Source organism: uncultured Paraglaciecola sp., assembly GCF_943787955.1.
Lineage (GTDB): Bacteria > Pseudomonadota > Gammaproteobacteria > Enterobacterales > Alteromonadaceae > Paraglaciecola.
In genome coordinates this window covers 1-20,398 of sequence record NZ_CALSOK010000003.1, presented here as the reverse complement: position 1 = coordinate 20,398, position 20,398 = coordinate 1, and the positions used below count along the sequence as shown (strand labels likewise).

General features: G+C 39.6%; 22 protein-coding genes and 1 pseudogene. 21 read left to right on the top strand and 2 right to left on the bottom strand.

Features of this window, described 5'->3' with window-relative positions; translation table 11 throughout:
* The first annotated feature begins 90 nt into the window (after positions 1–90).
* From speD to Q0Y52_RS03610, 19 genes and pseudogenes are all read left to right on the top strand, one after another.
* Entirely contained in the window at positions 91–477 is a 387-nt protein-coding gene (gene speD / locus Q0Y52_RS03700; RefSeq protein WP_297818197.1) for an adenosylmethionine decarboxylase, read from the top strand.
* A gap of 1 nt (position 478) precedes the next feature.
* The gene (locus tag Q0Y52_RS03695; protein WP_297818195.1) at positions 479–1,486 is read left to right on the top strand and encodes a hypothetical protein; all 1,008 of its coding nucleotides are present in this window, start codon (positions 479–481) and stop codon (positions 1,484–1,486) included.
* On the top strand, positions 1,434–2,036 hold the full coding sequence (locus tag Q0Y52_RS03690; protein ID WP_297818192.1) for a hypothetical protein: 603 nt from the start codon (positions 1,434–1,436) through the stop codon (positions 2,034–2,036). Before Q0Y52_RS03695 ends, Q0Y52_RS03690 begins: the two co-directional genes overlap by 53 nt.
* A gap of 128 nt (positions 2,037–2,164) precedes the next feature.
* A pseudogene (locus Q0Y52_RS03685) lies at positions 2,165–3,322 on the top strand (IS30 family transposase).
* Positions 3,323–3,581: 259 nt separating this feature from the next.
* Positions 3,582–5,306: a glycosyltransferase family 2 protein gene (locus tag Q0Y52_RS03680; RefSeq protein WP_297818189.1), complete on the top strand. Its 1,725-nt coding sequence runs from the start codon at positions 3,582–3,584 to the stop codon at positions 5,304–5,306.
* Between the two features lie 2 nt (positions 5,307–5,308).
* Entirely contained in the window at positions 5,309–6,532 is a 1,224-nt protein-coding gene (locus Q0Y52_RS03675; RefSeq protein ID WP_297818186.1) for a glycosyltransferase family 4 protein, read from the top strand.
* A gap of 5 nt (positions 6,533–6,537) precedes the next feature.
* Positions 6,538–7,167, top strand: coding sequence for a discoidin domain-containing protein (locus Q0Y52_RS03670; RefSeq protein WP_297818184.1), 630 nt, complete (start codon positions 6,538–6,540; stop codon positions 7,165–7,167).
* Positions 7,168–7,183: 16 nt separating this feature from the next.
* Complete coding sequence (locus Q0Y52_RS03665; protein WP_297818181.1) at positions 7,184–7,621, top strand: LicD family protein; 438 nt, start codon at positions 7,184–7,186, stop codon at positions 7,619–7,621.
* Between the two features lie 43 nt (positions 7,622–7,664).
* Positions 7,665–7,796: a hypothetical protein gene (locus Q0Y52_RS03660; RefSeq protein WP_297818179.1), complete on the top strand. Its 132-nt coding sequence runs from the start codon at positions 7,665–7,667 to the stop codon at positions 7,794–7,796.
* Entirely contained in the window at positions 7,797–8,195 is a 399-nt protein-coding gene (locus Q0Y52_RS03655) for an adenylyltransferase/cytidyltransferase family protein (protein WP_297818175.1), read from the top strand. It abuts the gene before it with no gap.
* Positions 8,196–8,822: 627 nt separating this feature from the next.
* Positions 8,823–9,953 carry a polysaccharide pyruvyl transferase family protein gene (locus tag Q0Y52_RS03650; protein ID WP_297818173.1) on the top strand — a complete coding sequence of 377 codons (1,131 nt, stop codon included), beginning with the start codon at positions 8,823–8,825 and terminating at the stop codon, positions 9,951–9,953.
* Positions 9,954–9,991: 38 nt separating this feature from the next.
* A complete protein-coding gene (locus Q0Y52_RS03645; RefSeq protein WP_297818170.1) occupies positions 9,992–10,834 on the top strand; it encodes a hypothetical protein in 843 nt (280 codons plus the stop codon).
* Between the two features lie 52 nt (positions 10,835–10,886).
* Complete coding sequence (locus Q0Y52_RS03640) at positions 10,887–12,452, top strand: rhamnan synthesis F family protein (RefSeq protein WP_297818168.1); 1,566 nt, start codon at positions 10,887–10,889, stop codon at positions 12,450–12,452.
* Positions 12,453–12,990: 538 nt separating this feature from the next.
* Complete coding sequence (locus tag Q0Y52_RS03635) at positions 12,991–14,094, top strand: hypothetical protein (RefSeq protein WP_297818165.1); 1,104 nt, start codon at positions 12,991–12,993, stop codon at positions 14,092–14,094.
* A gap of 47 nt (positions 14,095–14,141) precedes the next feature.
* Positions 14,142–14,351 carry a hypothetical protein gene (locus Q0Y52_RS03630; RefSeq protein ID WP_297818162.1) on the top strand — a complete coding sequence of 70 codons (210 nt, stop codon included), beginning with the start codon at positions 14,142–14,144 and terminating at the stop codon, positions 14,349–14,351.
* Positions 14,352–14,436: 85 nt separating this feature from the next.
* Positions 14,437–15,593 (top strand): IS3 family transposase gene (locus Q0Y52_RS03625; RefSeq protein WP_297818160.1). Its coding sequence is split into 2 segments (ribosomal slippage): positions 14,437–14,683 and positions 14,683–15,593, totalling 1,158 coding nucleotides; the frame shifts between segments, so codons are not numbered across the junction.
* A complete protein-coding gene (locus Q0Y52_RS03620) occupies positions 15,590–16,330 on the top strand; it encodes a sulfotransferase (protein WP_297818157.1) in 741 nt (246 codons plus the stop codon). Before Q0Y52_RS03625 ends, Q0Y52_RS03620 begins: the two co-directional genes overlap by 4 nt.
* Before the next feature lie 302 nt (positions 16,331–16,632).
* Positions 16,633–16,995, top strand: coding sequence for a hypothetical protein (locus tag Q0Y52_RS03615; protein ID WP_297818154.1), 363 nt, complete (start codon positions 16,633–16,635; stop codon positions 16,993–16,995).
* Between the two features lie 18 nt (positions 16,996–17,013).
* Positions 17,014–17,379, top strand: coding sequence for a hypothetical protein (locus Q0Y52_RS03610; RefSeq protein WP_297818152.1), 366 nt, complete (start codon positions 17,014–17,016; stop codon positions 17,377–17,379).
* Here the strand turns inward: Q0Y52_RS03610 and Q0Y52_RS03605 are convergent.
* Positions 17,325–18,481 (bottom strand): IS3 family transposase gene (locus Q0Y52_RS03605; protein ID WP_297816341.1). Its coding sequence is split into 2 segments (ribosomal slippage): positions 17,325–18,235 and positions 18,235–18,481, totalling 1,158 coding nucleotides; the frame shifts between segments, so codons are not numbered across the junction. The two genes, Q0Y52_RS03610 and Q0Y52_RS03605, sit on opposite strands and share 55 nt — an antisense overlap.
* A gap of 33 nt (positions 18,482–18,514) precedes the next feature.
* Here Q0Y52_RS03605 and Q0Y52_RS03600 point away from each other — a divergent pair.
* Entirely contained in the window at positions 18,515–18,934 is a 420-nt protein-coding gene (locus Q0Y52_RS03600; RefSeq protein WP_297818150.1) for a hypothetical protein, read from the top strand.
* Positions 18,856–19,410, top strand: coding sequence for a hypothetical protein (locus Q0Y52_RS03595; RefSeq protein ID WP_297818147.1), 555 nt, complete (start codon positions 18,856–18,858; stop codon positions 19,408–19,410). The genes Q0Y52_RS03600 and Q0Y52_RS03595 overlap by 79 nt, the downstream gene beginning before the upstream one ends.
* 688 nt (positions 19,411–20,098) lie before the next feature.
* Here Q0Y52_RS03595 and Q0Y52_RS03590 read toward each other — a convergent pair.
* The coding region (locus Q0Y52_RS03590) for a hypothetical protein (protein WP_297818144.1) at positions 20,099–20,398 on the bottom strand (300 nt) is incomplete at its 5' end.

The window sequence follows — 20,398 nt, the reverse complement described above, 5'->3', positions numbered from 1 at the left end:
TTATTTGCTACTGCCGCAATGAAATTAGACAATAGCGAATTAACATAACAGCGTGCACTCAAATAATGTCAGATATAACAAAATGCATTTATGGAAAATAACTATACACCCGGGAAACACCTGCTTGTAGATTTATACCAAGCAACCTACCTAAATGACAAGGCTGTCATTGAAAAAGCGTTGCTAGAAGCGGCCGATGCTTGCGACGCGACGGTATTGCAAAAGAACTTCTACAGTTTTGGAGGGGGACAGGGAATAACCGGTATGTTATTACTTGCTGAGTCTCACATCAGTATTCATACTTGGCCTGAAAGTCATTTTGCTGCCATAGATATATTTATGTGTGGTAACTGCGACCCGACTCTGGCCATAGCGCCCATTAAGAAATATTTATGTCCGAAAACTATCGACGTGCGTGAGTTTGATAGAGGCACTTCATTAAACAACAAACCATCATCAACAGAAAAGTTTATTTGATATGTCGAATGATCAAACAGACTTGCCTGAAAACCAATTGCAGCAGAAACAATCCGCTACTCTGATTTATGCCGCATTTATCGCTGGTTTATGCTCGATTATTTATGAACTACTGATTGCTACCACTGTGTCCTATTTTATGGGCGACAGTGTGAAGTTTTTCTCACTTACCATTGGGCTTTATATGGCCGCAATGGGTCTTGGTTCCTATACATCCAAATTCATTACGGACAAACTATTACAACGCTTTGTCATTGCCGAAATTCTACTTGGGCTTATCGGTGGTATCAGTATTCCATTATTATATTTTACTTACACTACGACCTCATTATTCTACCCAACCTATGTATTACTGACGTTGTGTATAGGTTTTCTAATTGGCTTGGAAATCCCTTTTTTAACTAGGTTAATGGAAAATTATCAGGTACTTAAATCCAATATTGCGAATATATTATCCTTTGATTATCTTGGGGCGTTGATTGCTACTATTGCATTTCCGTTTTTTCTTTTACCCGTTCTGGGTATCTACCAATCATCACTGCTATTCGGGCTTATCAATATGTCCATTGCTGCAGTGGTGCTTTACTCATACAGAAAATCCCTTGGCAAAACAGGTAAAAGACTGCAATTACTAACCGCCGCAATGAGTTTAGTTATTTTGGTGATGTTAGTGTTTTCTAGTCAGGCTCTTAAGCATTGGGACCAAATGCTCTATAACGGGCGAATTGTGCATAGCGAGCAAACATCGTATCAAAAAATCACACTGACCAAAAGCAAAGACGATCTTCGACTTTACCTAAATGGTGTTTTACAGTTTTCATCTGTAGATGAGTACCGCTATCATGAGTCATTAGTGATAGTCCCTATGACCTTCGCTGATAAGCCAATTAAACGGGTATTGGTGTTAGGTGCTGGAGATGGTTTAGCTGTCAGAGAATTACTCAAGTATCCAGAAATTGAACAGATTGTTTTTAGTCGACCTAGACGCTGCAATGACACAATTAGCTAAGAATAATCCACATTTAGTCGATATAAACTTAGGGAGTTTAGATAACAAAAAAGTTCAGGTTGTGATTGATGACGCCTTTGTCTTTCTCGAAAAAAACAAACAAGCATTTGATCTTATTATTAACGATTTACCCGACCCCAATACCATCGCACTTTCACGTTTATACAGTAAGCAGTATTACCGATTAGCCAGAGCAAACTTAACGTCTGGCGGCATAATGGTGACACAAGCTACCAGCCCATTCTTTGTTAAACCTGCCTTTTGGAGTATTGCAAAAACCATAGAAGCAGCGGGTTTTGCTTATACCTATCCATACCACACAAATGTACCGTCTTTTGGTGATTGGGGGTTTGTGTTAAGCACTTTACATTCCATAGACTTAATACCTAAGCGTCCGGTAGAAAACAGTCTTTTTTTAACCCAAGAATCTATGCCGTCACTTTTTGTGTTTGAAAAAGACATACAAAAAATAGAGATTGAAATTAATCAAATTGATAAACCTGTAGTACTCGATTATTACCTAAATAGTTGGCGGTATTTTAGTGATTAAAAACATCACTGTTCATTTTATCCATTAAAAAAGATAATCAGATACTTACTTCAAAATTTCGGCATGAATGAGGTGTGAGTTCAACTGGTCAATGCAACGCTATACTTAGATAAAGTGGAGGCGTTGCTATGACAAGAAGAAAAAAGATTTACTACAATGCACAACAAAGAACATTAATATAGGATCGATATCAGCAAGGCGATTCCTTGCATGACATTGGAAAGATGTTTGATCGATTTCATACCGGTGTACAAAGAATTATTTCGAGGGAAGGCGGAATAAGGCCTCGCCAAACAACAAGATCCGCGTCACATTTAACACCTCAAGAAAGAGAAGAAATATCTCGCGGTTTGTGATCAAAATTATCAATTCGTGAAATAGCCAAACAGCTAAATCGAGCACCTTCCACTGTATCTAGAGAGGTGAATCGAAATGGTGGGCGTGGAAAATATCGAGCGAATAAAGCCGACACGGCCGCATGGGAGCGCGCGAAAAGGCCAAAGCCATGCAAACTCCTTTTAAACAAAGTCTTAGCACGGTTGGTTGCGATGAAGTTACATCGAACTTGGTCTCCGCAGCAAATCGCGGGTTGGCTCATGCACACCTACTCTGATAAGGACTTCCATGTGTCTCATGAAACAATATACAAAACGCTATATATCCAAACAAGAGGGGCTTTAAAGAAAGAGCTATTAAAACATTTGAGGTCTCAACGCGTCATGAGACGCTCTAAACATGCCACCTTAAAAGGTAAAGGTTTAGGTAAAATAGTAGACGCAGTTAATATCAGTGAAAGACCGCCTGAAGTAGAAGATAGAGCTGTTCCAGCGCACTGGGAGGGTGATTTGATAGCAGGCTCAGGAAATAGTTATATAGCGACTCTAGTCGAACGTCACTCCCAATATGTAATGTTAGCCAAGGTTTCAAGTAATAAAACCGCCGCCGTAATTGACGCGCTAATCAAGCAATCCAAAAAATTACCAAGCGAGTTATATAAGACATTAACTTGGGATAGAGGGTGCGAAATGTCTAATCATAAAAGGTTCACACTCGCTACCAATATTCAAGTGTACTTCTGCGATCCAAAGTCGCCGTGGCAGCGAGGCTCGAATGAAAATACCAACCGTTTACTGCGTCAATACTTCCCAAAAGGAACAGACTTAAATGAGCATTCTCAACAGAAATTAAGCCAAGTCGCCAGACAACTAAACGAAAGACCAAGAAAGACGTTAGAGTATGAGACACCAGCAGAGCGATTTAACCAGTGTGTTGCATTGACCAGTTGAACTCACAATCCTAATAGGCCACATCCACTTCACCAAACGGTTGTACAATGTTCTCCGGGAGATTGATTCCTGCGGAGAGTGCCCAGTAGATTTTCAACGGAAAAATTGAAAACGATTGAAAGCTAATTATTTGGGACTGATACTGTTCTTATATAGAGTCGCTCAATAGCCTGTGATAATATCCTCTGTCGGATTTATGTGCTCAGCCATATCAGAACTATCGCTTGGGCCGGGACTGCCCAAAGAGTGAACAACTAGAATGAAGGATTGGACATTGCTTAAGAAAGTAGCGAAAAAAATCTTGGGGAAAGGTTCCCCAAAACGATTGCCCTATACTATTGATTTAGTAACACTGACTCAAGACGGCTTTACCGTCACCGGGTGGTACTTTGACGATAGCTTTTGTGAAGTCTGTGTGAAAAGCTTGGATTCCAGTGAAGCTAAGTTCACAACTGAAACGCTCGAAAGAAATGATGTATTTGCGGCGACCGGTAAGAAAGCCCTTGGTTTTACTCTTAATTGTTTTACAGAGAAAGACCTCGCGGGTTTTAAACTAGAGTTTTTAAACAGAGCGGGACAGCGAGAGTTATTTGACATTGTTTCTTCAGGTAAGGAGCAAGTATTATCTGAGTTTACCAAACTAGATGCCTCTTCAATTTCGCCTTCAGGTGCCAAACTTGCTTTTGAAATGACTCTTTATGATGGTGATTCGTTATTTATGTGTGGCTGGATCCTTGATAAGGGCAACCTGAATAGCATATCTTTTGAGGATGCTGCGGATAAATACCAAGTTGAGTCAAAAGATATATTGCGTTACTCGCGTCAGGATGTGGCTGAAGCGTTTGAAGATGAGCACAAACCGACTAAACAACCTGGTTTTACATTTCGAATTCCGCTAGTTGCGCCAATTCCAGCAAGGCGCCTTAAAAAATTGAAATTTAGTATCGAAGTGGATGACAGCACAACCACCATTTCAATAGCTAATATACATAATCTCTCTGAAAGTCCTTTAATGAATATCAAGCGGGTGATGAATGGCTGGAAGATTCACAGTAAAGGACATCGTCAATTATGCGAATCTATCATTCAACCAGTGATTAAAAATATCTATCCTGCCGATAAAACATGTCGCTCATCAAGGGTTGATTTTGGGTCGGTTTCATCACCCAAAGCATCAGTGATTATCCCGTTATACGGTCGATACGATTTTATGCGTTATCAGCTATCAAATTTTTCCCGTTTTGAATCGTTAAAAGACTATGAAGTGCTTTATGTTGTCGACGACCCAAAAATTTCTCACGCGGTTGGGGTGCTTGGTAAAGAACTTAGTGTTGTGTTTTCTCAACCATTTTCGGTCATTACGCTTGCTGAGAACATGGGGTTTGGCGGCGCAAATAATATCGGCGTCAAACATGCAAAAAGTGACAAGTTAATTTTATTGAATTCAGATGTACTGCCTAAAGATGGCACCTGGGCCGATAAAATGATTGCTCAGATCGATAACAATAATGATGTTGGTGTTGTCGGTGCTCGGTTGTTGTTTGAAGATAATTCTATTCAACATGATGGTATGGCACCGATGGTATTAAAAGAATATCCAGAACTGTTATTGAATGATCATCCAAATAAAGGCTGGCCAATTAGTTTGTCTAAAAACCCGGCCGAAGTGGCTGACTGCCCGTTATTAACCGCTGCCTGTATAGCCATCTCTAAATCGTTGTTTGAAGAAGTGGGCGGGTTCGACCCGGCCTATGTTCTTGGGGATTTTGAAGATTCCGATTTGTGTTTAAAAGTGCTCGAAGCGGGTAAACGAAATGTCATTTGCCGTGACGTAGAACTAAACCATTTGGAACGCCAATCACAAAACTTGGTTGAAGCGGGAGACTGGAAACACAAGTTAACAATATATAACGCCATTACCTATAATCAAAGGTGGTCGCAGAAACTCAACCAATTATTTGATTTAGACAAAGGGACACATTGATCATGCATAAAGTACTATTTTTATCTCATGGTCACCCTGAGCTAAGTAAAGGTGGCGCCGAAGTCGCTAGTTGGAATTTGTTCGAAGCGCTTAAAGAGCAAGGCTTTGAATGCATGTACGTTGCGCGCACCGATGGCAAGTCTCATGGCGGCTCTACATTTTCAATTCGTGCACAGGACCAAGTCATATTTCATACCGGTATGACCGACTGGTTTAACCTAAGCTCAAGCAATATCAAACATCTTTTTACTGACCTTAGTGAGCTAGTGTCTAGTTTTAGCCCTGATATTATTCATATTCATCACTATGCACACATGGGCATTGAAGTGTTCGCAGCACTCAGACAAGCTGCGCCTAATGCAAAGATTGTGTTTACTCTCCATGAGTTTATGGCTATTTGTATGCACAATGGTCAGATGGTGAAAAATCGGACATTAAAACTTTGCTACAAATCTAACGAAAACGACTGTCACGATTGTTATCCGCAGCACTCTCCAGCTGATCATTTTCTAAGAAAACAATATTTGCTCGATCAGTTTAGTCATGTCGACAGTTTTGTATCGCCGAGTCATTTTTTGGCACAAAGATACATTGATTGGGGATTAAATGAAGATAAAATGCACGTGATAGAAAATGTCTTGCCGGCTATGCCTATATTGCCGCCAAGAGGCTTGTTGGAAGGTGAAAAACGCACTCGTTTTGCATTTTTTGGTCAAGTCAATCCGTACAAAGGAATCGATATTCTTTTAGAAGCATTTCTCAAATTACCGGCCGAAGTGTTAGGCAGTGTTTCACTAGATATTCACGGCGCCAACTTAGATAAACAAACCGGTGAATTAAAAGAAAAAGTAGCCGGATTGCTAGCTCAGCTGGGTGGGGTTGTCACTATGCGTGGTGCCTATGAATCTCATCAGCTTTCTCGTTTGTTGGAAGAATGTGACTGGGTGATTATTCCGTCGATCTGGTGGGAGAACTCTCCGGTCGTTATTCAGGAAGCTATTGCACATGGTCGACCGTTGATTGGCGCAAATATTGGCGGCATGAAAGAAAAAATTGAAGATATTGCTGGTTTAACATTTGAAGCGCGTAGCTCATCTTCTCTTGCAACAAAAATCCAGCAAGCGATGGAGCCTGAGTGCTTTGACGAGTGGGTGGGAAAGTTAAATAGTGGTAATGGTATTCTTGCCCAACATATTGAATTATTAGATCAACAGATAGGGCTATAAGTACAATGTCATCTCTACAGATATTGGACACCGAATTTGTACAGCCATTCCTTTCTGACAATGGTTTTCATATGTTCAAGGGGCTTACCAGTAAGACTCCGCTGTTGATTGAGTCAGATATTCAAAGTCGTTTTGTTCGTTTACAATTATCTGGCATAGCCATATTGAATCTGGATAAGGTACTGATTGAGAGTGCTGATGGTAAAAACCTACTTGAAGGGGCTGATATTATGGTTAGCTCATCTTTTGAGAATCAAGCCCGTTTTGATGGTAAGCGATTAATTTCCGGCAGACCAACCGGCGGAGTGAACTATCACTCAGATCGTGAACTCAACCCTTGGATTGTAATTGATTTAAAACAAATTAAAAAAATCGCCAAGATTGAAGTCTACAATCGCAACGATCGATTCTTCATTCGAGCTTTAACCATGGTTGTTTCTTGTTCAAATGATTTACAATCCTGGTCAATAATGCATGACAATTTTGCTTACAAGTTGAGTGAAGCTTATTTGGCATTGAATCAACAACAGAAAGCACTAGTTGATTGTGCATCTATGAACGTTACCAGCATAAATGAGCTTATTTCGCAGAGCGAGAAAAACAGTGACAAAGATACTGCTTTAAAAACTTTATAATGCGGGTAATAAGCTATTGGAAGAGTATAACTTAGCATTGGGTCCACACGGTCTTACCCAGACATTTGACCTGAAATCAGACAAACAAAAAGACCTTACGTACCAACGGCTTTCTACGTTTCTATCACAATTAGTCAATGAATTCGGTGTTGATGCCTTTGTGTCATCTGGCACCTTGCTTGGTTTTGTCCGTCAAGGTGAGTTTTTAGGACATGATGATGATTTGGATATTTGCTATATAAGCAAAGAATCTACTCATGAGGGCATTGTCCGAGAACGAAATGAAATAAAGGTTTTTTTAAATGGAAAAGGTTATCGAGTAACCGATTCGGATGTTGCTCATCTATGGGTACATACCGGTGATAATATAATGTTCGATTTATTCACTGGTTGGATTGAAAACAACCGATGTATGATGAACCCCCCTTCCTTTACCTGGCGTTGCTGCTTCTGATGTTTTACCACTAAAGACTCTAAAAAGTCATGGGTATCCAATCATGATGCCAGCAAATCCAGAAGCGTTAATGGAATTGAATTACGGTAAAAGTTGGAAAGTACCTGATCCATTGTGGAAATTTGACTGGAGCCACGCTCGAAAGCTGTATGACTTCTTATATTTTGGAAAATAGATGAAAACAATTATTACCTTCGGCACTTATGACGTATTCCACGTTGGTCATCTCAATCTGTTGCAACGTGCGGCCGCTCTGGGAGATAGGTTATTCGTCGGGGTTTCAACCGATGAATTGAATTTCAGTAAAAAGCAACGCTACCCCATTTACAATCAAAATGACCGAATGAAGATCATCAACGGTTTGCGCTATGTCAATTTGTGTTTTGAAGAGGAATCTTTGGATTTAAAAAGGCACTATATCGATTTATACAAAGCGGATGTTTTGGTCATGGGGGACGATTGGAAAGGTAAGTTTGATGAATTTTCAGATATTTGCGAAGTGGTATACCTTGATAGAACCCCATCTGTTTCAACCACACAGTTAATTGAAGTTATTTCTTCATCTGACCAATAAATATTTTATTTACAGTGAGTTGAAGGGAAACATTATTCTCTAAAAAGGTTGGCCTAATATAAGCTCACCGTTCATTAAGAACTATTCGTTCAAGAAGCCTATTATTAAGCCATAAATGAATAGTGTTTTTTGACAAACGAATAGACATCATAAGTAGGTTCTATGATTTTCTCGAATTAATTACTTCCATTGAAGTATTTGGTTCCTGTATTTGAGTAGTTTAGGCGCAAATATATTGGAAACAGAGAGTAGAGGGGGGGGAGTAAAATCCCCCAATGTAGAAATGTAGTAAATAAGTGAGGTAGGCGGGAAAGTTGGATCGCCATCGTTTTATCGTTGGCAAAATATACGTCACGTAATGGCATGCTGTTTCCCTAGCCCATAAAATATAATATCCCTAATTGAGTTGGGTTTTTGCTAATAGTGGCGTCAGCGTCTAGTAGTTGAAGCATTTAAGTCGTGTTTTTAAGCGTAATATATAATCTGCTCATTAGTGATAATCGCAAATTAGAATTATATTCTAATACAAATTTCTGATTCAAGAATTAGTAATACTATTTCTTGAATCTATTTATAAAAGTAAAGTATTGAGCTATGCAATTGGCATATATAGAAAAGGTAAATTAAATGGTTGTTAGAGTAGGTTTTTTAGGGAATATTACGGCAAATGTAGATGATGCCTACGCAAATGATTCTAACTATTTGATGAAGCACTCAGGAGATAATACTGGAAATCTGGCTTTTTGGTTTGGATTTACCCGTATTTTAGATGTAAACCTTACTCGTGTCAGATGGGTAGATGCTCCCAAAAAAGTTCGTGAAAAAATTGACGTTTTGGTTATTGCAGCGGCTAACTTTTTGGGGCCTGCTAATGATTTAAGCTCACTGGCAAACTTGGTTGCTGAGGTGGATAAACCTGTTATCATTTCTGGACTTGGAGCTCAGTCTGAAAGTGAGAGTAAAATACCTGTGTTGAAAGAAGGCACTATACGTTTCTTAAATGAAGTGTCGAAGCGGTGTGATTCTATACATGTCCGAGGGGAATTCTCTAAGTTGGTATGTGAACATTACGGAATCAATAATGTGCATGTTCTAGGCTGTCCATCAATTTTAATGAACCCACGGCAAGATTTAGGTCTTTATGTAGAAAGTAAGTGGACTAATCCAGTCATGAATTTCACAACGGCTTCCGCTTCCATTAAAGCCAATTTAACTAAGTCAGAGCAATGGCTGTATAAACAAGTATTGGAACAAAATGGTCAATATATCATTCAACGACCGGCGGCTTTGGCGAAACTTATTCGAAGTGAAGAAGTGACCGAAGTTGAATTAGCCTATGTTGAGAAATTCAGAGAATATATTGACCCAAGCATGTCACTTGAAGATATGTCTGACTTTTTCAGGAAAAATGGTCAGGTGTTTTCATCTGCGGAAGCATGGTTGAATTCATTAAGATCATATTCACATGCTATTTGTACTCGTATTCATGGAACCGTCTTTCCCATATCTACAGGTATCCCTGGAATTTGTGTTACGCATGATACCCGTACCAGAGAACTTGCGAATAGCATGGCTTTAGCTTCTATCTCCGCTGCAGAGTACGGTAAAAATAAACTTACTGTAAGCGAGTTGTTTGAAGCTGTTCAATTCGATGGATCGGGTTTTGATGATAACAGACGTTACTTGGCAAAACATTATGTCGAAATGTTCAATTCCGTTGATATACCAATCAGTGCACATTTAAAACAATTTTTGTAATACTTGTGTCGGTATCTTATTAACTCTAGGGGGAATATTTGTCCAATAATAGTAAGTTCTTTTTATGTACAGGCTTTCACCGCAGTGGAACATCTTTGATCGCCCAGTCTATGCTGGAGTCAGGTTTGTGTATGGGAGAGCAATTGATGGGAGCGAGCTTTGGCAATCTACTTGGCCATGTGGAAGATCAACCCGTCGTTGATTTACATGATAAAATTTTAGCCGCAAATGGCACTGATTGGCGGTTTTGTAGTGATGAAGAGTTAGTCAAGCCCCAATGGTTAACAACTAGCATTGAGCAATACATACAACAGCGTGCAGAAGTGGGTGGCGTTAAAGATCCCAGAGCAGCTTTGTTTTTACCTGAATGGCTGGAGGCCGGTGGAGATTCAATTCGGTTCATCTTTGTTTATAGGCACTGGGCCAATGTAGTGCAGTCGATATTCAATCGCCACGGTCAAGAGTTTCTTTATTTTAACCAATCTATCCAAAGTAGAAGCGCCGATTTGGCATTCTGGCAAAACCCAAATACTCTCATTAAAATGTGGCGGTATACATCAGAAAAAATAATTGAATTCGTCCGTGAACACCCCGCTAAATGCCTGTTGATTTCGCAAGAAGATTTTGTGGCTCAAAATGGCAAAGCCCAAGCGTGCGCAGGCAAGATAGGTTTGCCTGAATTGGCACTGAAGTCGCGCTCTTTTCGCCCTGACTTGATGCAAAAACAGATTCATTGTGATGAGCTTGAATTATTTAATCAAGATAACATTGTCGAAGCAAACGATACCTATCGAACAATGCAATCTCTTGCGGATTTACCTGCTGAAAATTATCCAGAGTTGCAAACTCCCAACGAGTACAACAAAAGATGGAAAGACTGAGTATTCAGGTTTGCCCTTATCGCAAGTAATAGCCCAATTTCAGACAAACTCCTTGTCAAGGGAGGATGAAGTTGACGAACTTGATCTGTCAGCATTAAGCTGGAGTCAGGCTTTGGATTTTATGGAGAAAGTACCTTTAATAAGGCTTATACCAGCGATTTTTGAGCAATTGCTTTACCGTCCTTTTGGCAAACACGGACATTACGAACGTTTATATATGTTAGCTCGCAGAGCGAAACTCCCAATAGTCGCTGAGCTGTGTTTATTTAGAGCAAACGAATGCTATCAGGTACCACGATATAATATGTTTCTGGGTGATATTTATCGTAGTAAAGGTCTGCTAAACGAAGCCCGAACATATTTTGAAAAAGCCTCCGAGCTTAAACCAGATTCTGGTATGTTTATCGCTAGACTTGCAGATATGGACATAAGCAATAGAGACTTGGCTGCAGCAAAATCAAAAATGATAAAAGCCACTGAGTTGGAGCCCACTCATCCTTCTGTAAAAATGGTAATAGACAAACTAGCAAAAGCAGAATCTCAAAGCGAAAAGCAAAAAATCGGGAATAACCTGCTGGGCTACCGAATGCCTCTATTGGAAAGTTATCAACAAGTGGTTGATGTGATGACCGCGGACCACGAAACTGGAAAGTCACTCGATCGCTATATGCAACAGAGTGTGTTTATGCTCCGTGATAATAAAGATTGGTTGCAAAATGGCCTTGCTCATCTTGATTCAGATATGGCGATAGTATTCGAATCAAGAATTCAGCGCCAATGGCAAAAGTTGTGGCCACAGCAAGTTTTGGAAACTGAGCTAAATGATGGGGGGAGATTGATGGCCCCTTATCAATTCAATAATCACTCTAAAGAGACTGAGCTACAATTAGCCATCCAGTTGCATGTATTTTATCTAAAGTTACTGCCCCAACTTCTTTGTTTTATCGATAATGTTCCTTTTCAATTTGATTTGCTCATTACTTGCAAAGCAGATGAAAAAGAGCAAGTCGAAGAAATGTGTGCGTCGTTTAACCGAGGTGGTTTTAGCATAATTGCAGTTGACAACCGTGGCAGAGATATTGCCCCCTGGTTGGTGCGTAAAGAGCTTTACCAAAAATACGATCTTGTGTGCAAGTTACACAGCAAGTCCTCGCCACATGAACCTGAATTATGCGGTTGGCGACTACAGCTATTGTTTTCACTTCTCGCATCAGCCGAATATATTGACAGTCTGGTTAAGACATTTGAAAATGACCCAACAATGGGGGTTGCAATGCCGCCTTATCACCCTCGTATTTTGAATAGTATAGGATGGGGGGAGAATCAGTCACTTGTCGCTAATCTGTGTACTACACTTGGCTTGACGATGCCAAAAACAATGGATGTATTCCCTGCCGATTCGATGTTTTGGTATCGACCCGCTGCGCTAAAAGGATTGCTAGATAAAGACTGGAAGATTGATGACTTTCCTGAAGAGGCAGGACAATCTGACGGTACTATTATGCATGCATTGGAAAGACTTATTCCTACCGTTACTAATCACAATGGCTTTCAATGTCGTTTTGTTCATCACTTGGATGCTTGGCAGAATACCGGTTATCTTGTGAACGATAAGTAGGATGTCGCTTAGCCTCAAAGCCAATAGGTGCCATTACTTATTATGGTTATTACCTTACTATTTTATCGGTGTGTAACTCATTTTTATTTGGGGAGCATCGGTTCTGGTCAACCCCAACCCAACGATTTTCTAAGCACTGTTTTAATAATCTTTCTAAGGATACCCTCTTATACGAACTCGCGATTATATGACCATATTCACTATGGCAATAAAATTAATCACAGATTAAACGTGTAGATAACTCGATAAAAAAATGGAATAAATTTTGATTCTATCTCTTAAGGTAATTTAATGCTGTTCGTTGTACTTATCACTTTTATTCCCCCTAACTTACAAGGTAAAATATGGTCAGTTGTCGGTTTGCCTTAGACTGTGCATTAATAGTGTCAAATGATGCACTCTGACTTTCAAATATGTGGATTGTACGAAATAAAGCTTAGTAGTTTGCTAAACACCCATAGAAACTGACATTGTTCTTAATGTAGTGCTTTTTGGCAGACAACTATTTACGTAGTTTAACAAAGTGCAGGAAGTCAAATTGAATAAAGAGATTTATATTCATGTGGGGCCCCCAAAAACGGGCACCTCTGCAGTGCAAAAATGGCTGAGTAGTAACCAATCCTTTTTGAAAAAACAGGGGGTTTTTTATCCATCTCATAGTGTCGATGCTAACGGAGTCAGCTCAGGAAACGTCAAAAGTGTCTACGACATAGATGAAAATAAACAATTATGTTTAAATAAAGTTCGCTTAACAAATCTGATTGATACTTTTCATAAAAGTGAGTATTCAATATTGTTATTGTCTTCGGAGTTTTTCTTCCGTGAAATGGATGAATTCAAACTGCATATTCCCAACGCTAAGTTCATTGCTTATATACGTAATCCCCTAGAAACTAAAGAGTCTAGTTATAACCAGTCAGTTAAACGTCACTTTCAAGTGAAAAAAATAAACGTAGTGAGAAGAAAACAGCTTCCGTTCATGGTCAGATTAGTTGAGTTTTCAGAGCAATTTGGTGAACAAGACTTAGTTTTAAGATTGTATGGTGAAAGATATTTTCACCATAATAATATTGTGTCTGATTTACTCACTGTGATAGGTATTGAGCTGAATGTTGAGTTGCCTTTAGTGAATAATTCTTATCAATTTGAGGCCATGGAATTTAAAAGGTGGTTCAATCAATTTCATTTGGAAGATTATCAAGCTAATGTGGATAGAGCTTTACAGGGGTATTTAGAAGGATGTGGTCAATATTCACTTATACCGCAAAAGCAATACATTGACGATTTAATTTATTATGCGTCAATGTTAGAAAAATACACGACTAAGTTAGGGGCCTCTCATCTGGGACCACTGATTACAGATATGAAAACTGCATCACCCAATCCTTATGTTGCACAGGAGCTAACAGATAGTGATTTTCTATCGGTTTGTCAGTACTTGCAAAAAACTTTAGGCCTTGATTATTACCTTTTGACTCAAGATATTAAGTTGCTTTCACCTATTCAAAATCCGCATTTTCATAACTTATTTGTCAAGTCATGTAATAGGAAATATCGTTATATTCATTTGTTGTTAGTAGGCCGCAGTTATCTACGTAGGCTCGTAAAAAAGAGCATAAAAGCATTGAGTCTAAAATTCTGAAGTTATTTTCAAGGTATTAAGAGTGATAATCATGAAGTATTCAGTTTGTGGAAAGTAAACCAATGAAACATGTCATGGGGGCCGTTAAGTTTTTAGTTGGTTTATTCCCTAAAAAAACTCGCGAGAAAATGCGTCAGCAAATCTGGCTACATAATTTGTATAGCAAAAGTTTACAAAAGTCAGGGTTGTTTTATGGATTTCCTTCTCCTCAGAAATTGCAGAAACTTTATGTTAAAAATATTGCCAAACAGGAATAAAAGGGGACGTAGTCAATTTAGATGTTGTGGTTGAATTAACCGGACACTTCAATAAAGGATTATAATCCTGTTAATTGAGGTGAATATGACTAAACGAACAAATAAACATTATCCCGCAGAATTTAAACAAGAAGCGGTCGCTCTGGTAATAGAGCAAGACTATCCAATCGTACAAGCTGCTGCATCTTTGGGTGTGACAGACAAACTACTTTACAACTGGGTAGCTAAGCATAAGAAACAGGCACTAGGTGACGTGTTGTCTGGCGATGAACGAGCAGAGTTAATTCAACTCAGGAAGGATAATAAACGTCTACAAATGGAGCGTGAAATCCTAAAAAAGGCAAGTGCCTTCTTCGCGAAAGAAATGAAGTAAGATATTCTTTTATAAGTGAGCTTGATGCGAAGTATCCGGTGTCAGTTGCTTGTAAAGTGATGGAAGTGAGTTCGTCAGCATACTACGCATGGCTAAAAAAACCTGGTGAACTCATTAGCGCTCAAACGCTGAGACTGTATCGACGAGCCAAAGCATTATTCAAGGCAAGTCGAAACAGTTTAGGCAGCAGAGAGCTTGCTAAAGCACTACGCAAAGAAGGCTTTGAAATAACGCGGTATCGCGCCATTAAGTTAATGGAACGGCTTAAATTAGTTGTGACTCAGCGAATAGCTTATAAAGTGACAACCAAGCGCAAACACAGTGATGCTGTGGCTGACAACTTGCTAAATATGAATTTCAATCCTGTTGGACCCAATCAAATTTGGGCGGGTGATGTGTCCTATTTAAAGACTGGTGAGGGCTGGTTGTACTTAGCCATTGTCATGGATTTGTATTCACGCCGGATTGTGGGCTGGCATATATCAAAACGCATGACGCGTGATTTGGTCGAGCAAGCACTGACAAAGGCTCATAACTTACGCAAGCCAGTCAAAGGTTTGGTGTTTCACAGTGACAGAGGCTCTCAGTACACGAGTAAAGGCTTTAGAAATCTACTGTCGCGATTAGAGTGTCGAGCTAGTATGGGAGATGTTGGAGCTTGCTGGGATAATGCTGTTGTGGAGCGCTTCTTTGGACGTTTAAAGCATGATTGGTTGTTTAAAGTACCGCAGCCCACTCGAACACATATGCGAGAAGATGTTGCTAGGTACATGAAATATTATAATGTTGAGCGACTACATTCAGCTAATTTGGATCAATCGCCAATTGAATTTGAAAACTCCTTTAGAAAAGTGTCCGGTTGGACTTGACCAGAACATTTGTAAGTGGTTCACCACGCTCAGGTACTTCTGCATTGACAGAATTGTTATCTAGTCATCCTGATATTTCTTTAGGAATGGAGCGATTTAAGTTTTTATATAAGAAAAATCAAGTTAAAAAAAAGCTATTCTCTAAAGATGAATTCTTTAATTTTAAGGATGAACAAACAACTATCAATGCCAGCAATGGTAAGTATCTTGATTATTATAAGCAGCTCAGTGACAAATATACCGGAAGTAGTATCGTTGGTGATAAATACCCTCAATTATATAAATTTTGGCCCTCATTATTTGATGAGTTTGGTGCTGAAGGTAAATATATTTTTATAATTAGAAATATTGAAGATGTTGCATCTTCTTTTAATTTAAGGGCACAAAACCCAAGAGATAAATGGCCAGAAAAAAATGACTATAGAAAAGCTGTAGAAATATGGAATGAATCATTGATGAGAGCTATTAAAGCAAAAGAAGCAGGTGCGGATATATTTGTGGTCAGTTATGAAAAACTGTTTGATAGTAGCTTGCACGATACTAAAAATATCTTATCAAATATGATTTCTTATTTAGGTATGGATTTAAATGGTTCAATACTTACATGCCATAAAAAAATGTGCTCAGATTATTTGAACATTATAAAGTCAAAAGCTAAAACTGTGCATGAAGGGCAAATGGTATACATTAATGAACACGCAGATTTCCAGTTACTGAAAAAGTTATTAGGTAGTTAGCATCTATTGTACATCATAAAAAATATTTGTATGTTTAGCATGTGCATTGAAATTAATTGAAAAAAACATGAGAAAACTGAGATGGATGGATTACATTGAAATTCTCAAAAACGTTACTATATCAAAGCCTGATTATTAAATAAAAGAAATAAAAGAAATAAAAGGGGTCGTAGTCAATTTAGACTCTATCGATTGAACGCCACTGCGCCCATCGATTACAATGACTTAATCACAGCTAAGAATTAAGCCATTGTGCATATTTGTTCTATGCTTTGTGTACCTCACTTTAAACCGCCCCGGATATGACAAAGCCACCACTCGCTTGTGACGCCGCACCGAATGAGCTTAAAGCCTGTCCATATTGCGCTGAGCCTATTAAAATTATGGCTCTTAAGTGCAAACACTGCGGTGAGTCCGCGCATCCCCAAAAATTTTTACAAGGCTTGACTAGCCGGTTAATTGTCATAATAGGATTGGTGACCGCGGCATTGAGCTTATTCTATGCACTCAGGGAAGGTTATTTTTTCATAGAAAAAAAGCAGCAGCAACGGTCTGATCTTGACTCCTATCGCACGGTCGCTGACCAGTTTACGACACTGGATATGCTCAATTATGCCCAGCATGCCTTCAGACAAGCCCTGGAGATTGCGCCCAATAACATATAGTTGCAGCGTCAGTATTTTATGCTGCAATCTCATGATCTGCTGAGGGAAATTCAATGGAGTGGTATAGATGAGAAGCATCGTCCACAAATTGAGCAGATAATACTTGATGGCTATCGTTTACTAGCGGTAAAAACTGATCCTGTGCAAAAGGCACACTTGTTGGTGATGCTGGGACGCCTCCTTCCTCAGGACATGTTGTGGAATGATGATGACGGGGTGACAACATTATTTGCCCGGGCCTTTGCCTTGCATCCAAAAGATGCAGAAGTGGCATTTCGTTATGGAAGCTGGTTGGTTGACATGGCGCTGGATAAGGATAGGTGTTCTGGTCAAGTCCAACCGGACACTTTTCTAAAGGAGTTTTCAAATTCAATTGGCGATTGATCCAAATTAGCTGAATGTAGTCGCTCAACATTATAATATTTCATGTACCTAGCAACATCTTCTCGCATATGTGTTCGAGTGGGCTGCGGTACTTTAAACAACCAATCATGCTTTAAACTTCCAAAGAAGCGCTCCACAACAGCATTATCCCAGCAAGCTCCAACATCTCCCATACTAGCTCGACACTCTAATCGCGACAGTAGATTTCTAAAGCCTTTACTCGTGTACTGAGAGCCTCTGTCACTGTGAAACACCAAACCTTTTGGTGGTTTGCGTAAATTATGAGCCTTTGTCAGTGCTTGCTCGACCAAATCACGCGTCATGCGTTTTGATATATGCCAACCTACAATCCGGCGTGAATACAAATCCATGACAATGGCTAAGTACAACCAGCCCTCACCAGTCTTTAAATAGGACACATCACCCGCCCAAATTTGATTGGGTCCAACAGGATTGAAATTCATATTTAGCAAGTTGTCAGCCACAGCATCACTGTGTTTGCGCTTGGTTGTCACTTTATAAGCTATTCGCTGAGTCACAACTAATTTAAGCCGTTCCATTAACTTAATGGCGCGATACCGCGTTATTTCAAAGCCTTCTTTGCGTAGTGCTTTAGCAAGCTCTCTGCTGCCTAAACTGTTTCGACTTGCCTTGAATAATGCTTTGGCTCGTCGATACAGTCTTAGCATTTGAGCGCTAATGAGTTCACCAGGTTTTTTTAGCCATGCGTAGTATGCTGACGAACTCACTTCCATCACTTTACAAGCAACTGACACCGGATACTTCGCATCAAGCTCACTTATAAAAGAATATCTTACTTCATTTCTTTCGCGAAGAAGGCACTGGCCTTTTTTAGGATTTCACGCTCCATTTGTAGACGTTTACTATCTTTCCTGAGCTGAATTAACTCTGCCCGTTCATCACCAGATAATGCATCACCTAGTGCCTGTTTCTTATGCTTAGCTACCCAGTTGTAAAGTAGTTTGTCTGTCACACCTAAAGATGCAGCAGCTTGTACGATTGGATAGTCTTGCTCTATTACCAGAGCGACCGCTTCTTGTTTAAATTCTGCGGGATAATGTTTATTTGTTCGTTTAGTCATATTCACCTCAATTAACAGGATTATAATCCTTTATTGAAGTGTCCGGTTAATTCAACCACAACAAGGGGCCTTGAATTAATAGGACAAACCTTGCTACTTAAACCGGAAGGCGCCGTGTATCCTTATGAAATGGCTAAGATCCTAAGAAGTGAGGGCAAACTTTCTCAGGCACTGCCTTTACTGCAAATGGCTATTAATTTATTGCCTCAGCAGCTAGCGTTAGATCGCATCAGGGCTTCGAATTTCAGTAAAACAGATTTGCGCAGGCTGTTTGTTGTGGCCAGTAAATTACAGGATATCAATCACAGTGATTTTTTAGGTCTGGATTTGAGTGTGAACTCACAAGTCAAAGGCGTCAATTACTGGAACAGTTATTGGTATTATGGAAAAGCGACCGAGAGATCAATTTTGTCGCCGCAAAATTTTACCTGGCCGAGCAGCAATATGAATTAGCTGAAAAAGCGATTAAATATACGATTTCAGAGGGCGATTTACAGTCGCAATTACCCCGTGGTTATTACGAAGAACAGTTTCAACTCTATCGGGATATTCTTATCCGATCGGGACGTGATCCGCTTAAATTAAAACTGATAAAAGAGGGCCTGCAGCGCTACCAAGATGCTAAAAGCTATGAAGAGTTATTGGATATGGGGATTGAAGGACAATACAATTATAAGATTGGCCTGCGGGTGATGCAACAAAATGACCCCAAGGTAAGAGGTTTGCAAGTGTTAAAGGCTTATAGTGCTTACCCCTTTGCCTTGGCGAGTATGGTTAAAGGAGATATTGTGCTTAAGCTTGCCCATAGGGAAGTACTCAATCTGAAAGCTATTTTTCGGATACTTTCTAACTTTGAGCCTGGCACGATACGGCCCCTGAAAATCAGTAGGGCAGGAGAGCTGATGGAGTTAACATTGAAAGTTAAGTAGTGCATTAGTAGTGTATTAGTAGTGCATTAAATAGTGCATTAATGATGAGCTTAAGTTTTAGTTATGGGATAAAAATGGTGTTTGTAAAGACAGTGAGCCAAGTTGAAACCCCTATAAAGCCCTCCCCATTATTATAAATATTGAAGCCAGTGGCTTTTGTGCCCAGAACTACTCCATTGAGGTTGACGTCGCTTTGAACTGGGATAGCGTTATTGTAGTCTGTTGCAGCCACAAAAAGACTGGTTGTGTATAGGTAAAACAAAACATCATTTTTCATAAAATGAAAATACTTGCTCCCTGATATTTTGCATATTGACAGTTATTTTATATCCTTTATGCCTTATAAGTATGTGCTTTTTTGTCTTTTACTCTACTTGTTTACGTAATGTAGAATTCAAAATAAGCTACTCCCATCTTATGCTTATTACTCGAAGCCGTCTGTTGCCTCAGTGGTATAAGCGGTCGGTTGGTTGGCTTGGAAAAACTGGTGTTGATAGTCTTGTGAGCCATCATAGCTGCCGTTTGCTGGACCCGCCCCCGCTTATCTCTACTGAAAAAACAATTTATAATTTAGGGTTATCGAGGTATTAGAGCAGGTAACGAACTGGAGGTTAACGTAAACTGCGTCGTCGCATGTTAGCACCGAACAAGGGACTTCCCTTGATCCGGTCAGTCATATAGACCCGCTTTAAAGGTTTGCCACGCCTTTTAGAGCGTCACCCACGTTGCCATTTTTATCCATGATACGAAAATGGGCATCGCGCAATGCATAAGGTCGATATTCGGTTACCACTTTAAACCTGTCGGAAACACTATGATGAACAATGGCAGTCTCTTTTTTAGATGGGGTGTCATCGGTATTCACTCGAATTAAACGGGGTGCTAACGTTTTTGACATCGCACCTGGGCGTTTTTGTTCGTGAATTTTGCCATTACACAGCGGATTAATATTAAAGTCATCATCACACAATATATCTTGAGCACCCTC

Bases quoted from the DNA above. Each gene is read 5' to 3' on its own strand.
- Q0Y52_RS03670 (WP_297818184.1), top strand. From the start codon at position 6,538: ATGTCATCTCTACAGATATTGGACACCGAATTTGTACAGCCATTCCTT.
- Q0Y52_RS03610 (WP_297818152.1), top strand. From the start codon at position 17,014: ATGCTGCAATCTCATGATCTGCTGAGGGAAATTCAATGGAGTGGTATA.
- Q0Y52_RS03650 (WP_297818173.1), top strand. From the start codon at position 8,823: ATGGTTGTTAGAGTAGGTTTTTTAGGGAATATTACGGCAAATGTAGAT.
- Q0Y52_RS03680 (WP_297818189.1), top strand. From the start codon at position 3,582: ATGAAGGATTGGACATTGCTTAAGAAAGTAGCGAAAAAAATCTTGGGG.
- Q0Y52_RS03695 (WP_297818195.1), top strand. From the start codon at position 479: ATGTCGAATGATCAAACAGACTTGCCTGAAAACCAATTGCAGCAGAAA.
- Q0Y52_RS03660 (WP_297818179.1), top strand. From the start codon at position 7,665: ATGATGCCAGCAAATCCAGAAGCGTTAATGGAATTGAATTACGGTAAA.
- Q0Y52_RS03675 (WP_297818186.1), top strand. From the start codon at position 5,309: ATGCATAAAGTACTATTTTTATCTCATGGTCACCCTGAGCTAAGTAAA.
- Q0Y52_RS03615 (WP_297818154.1), top strand. From the start codon at position 16,633: ATGACAAAGCCACCACTCGCTTGTGACGCCGCACCGAATGAGCTTAAA.
- speD (WP_297818197.1), top strand. From the start codon at position 91: ATGGAAAATAACTATACACCCGGGAAACACCTGCTTGTAGATTTATAC.
- Q0Y52_RS03655 (WP_297818175.1), top strand. From the start codon at position 7,797: ATGAAAACAATTATTACCTTCGGCACTTATGACGTATTCCACGTTGGT.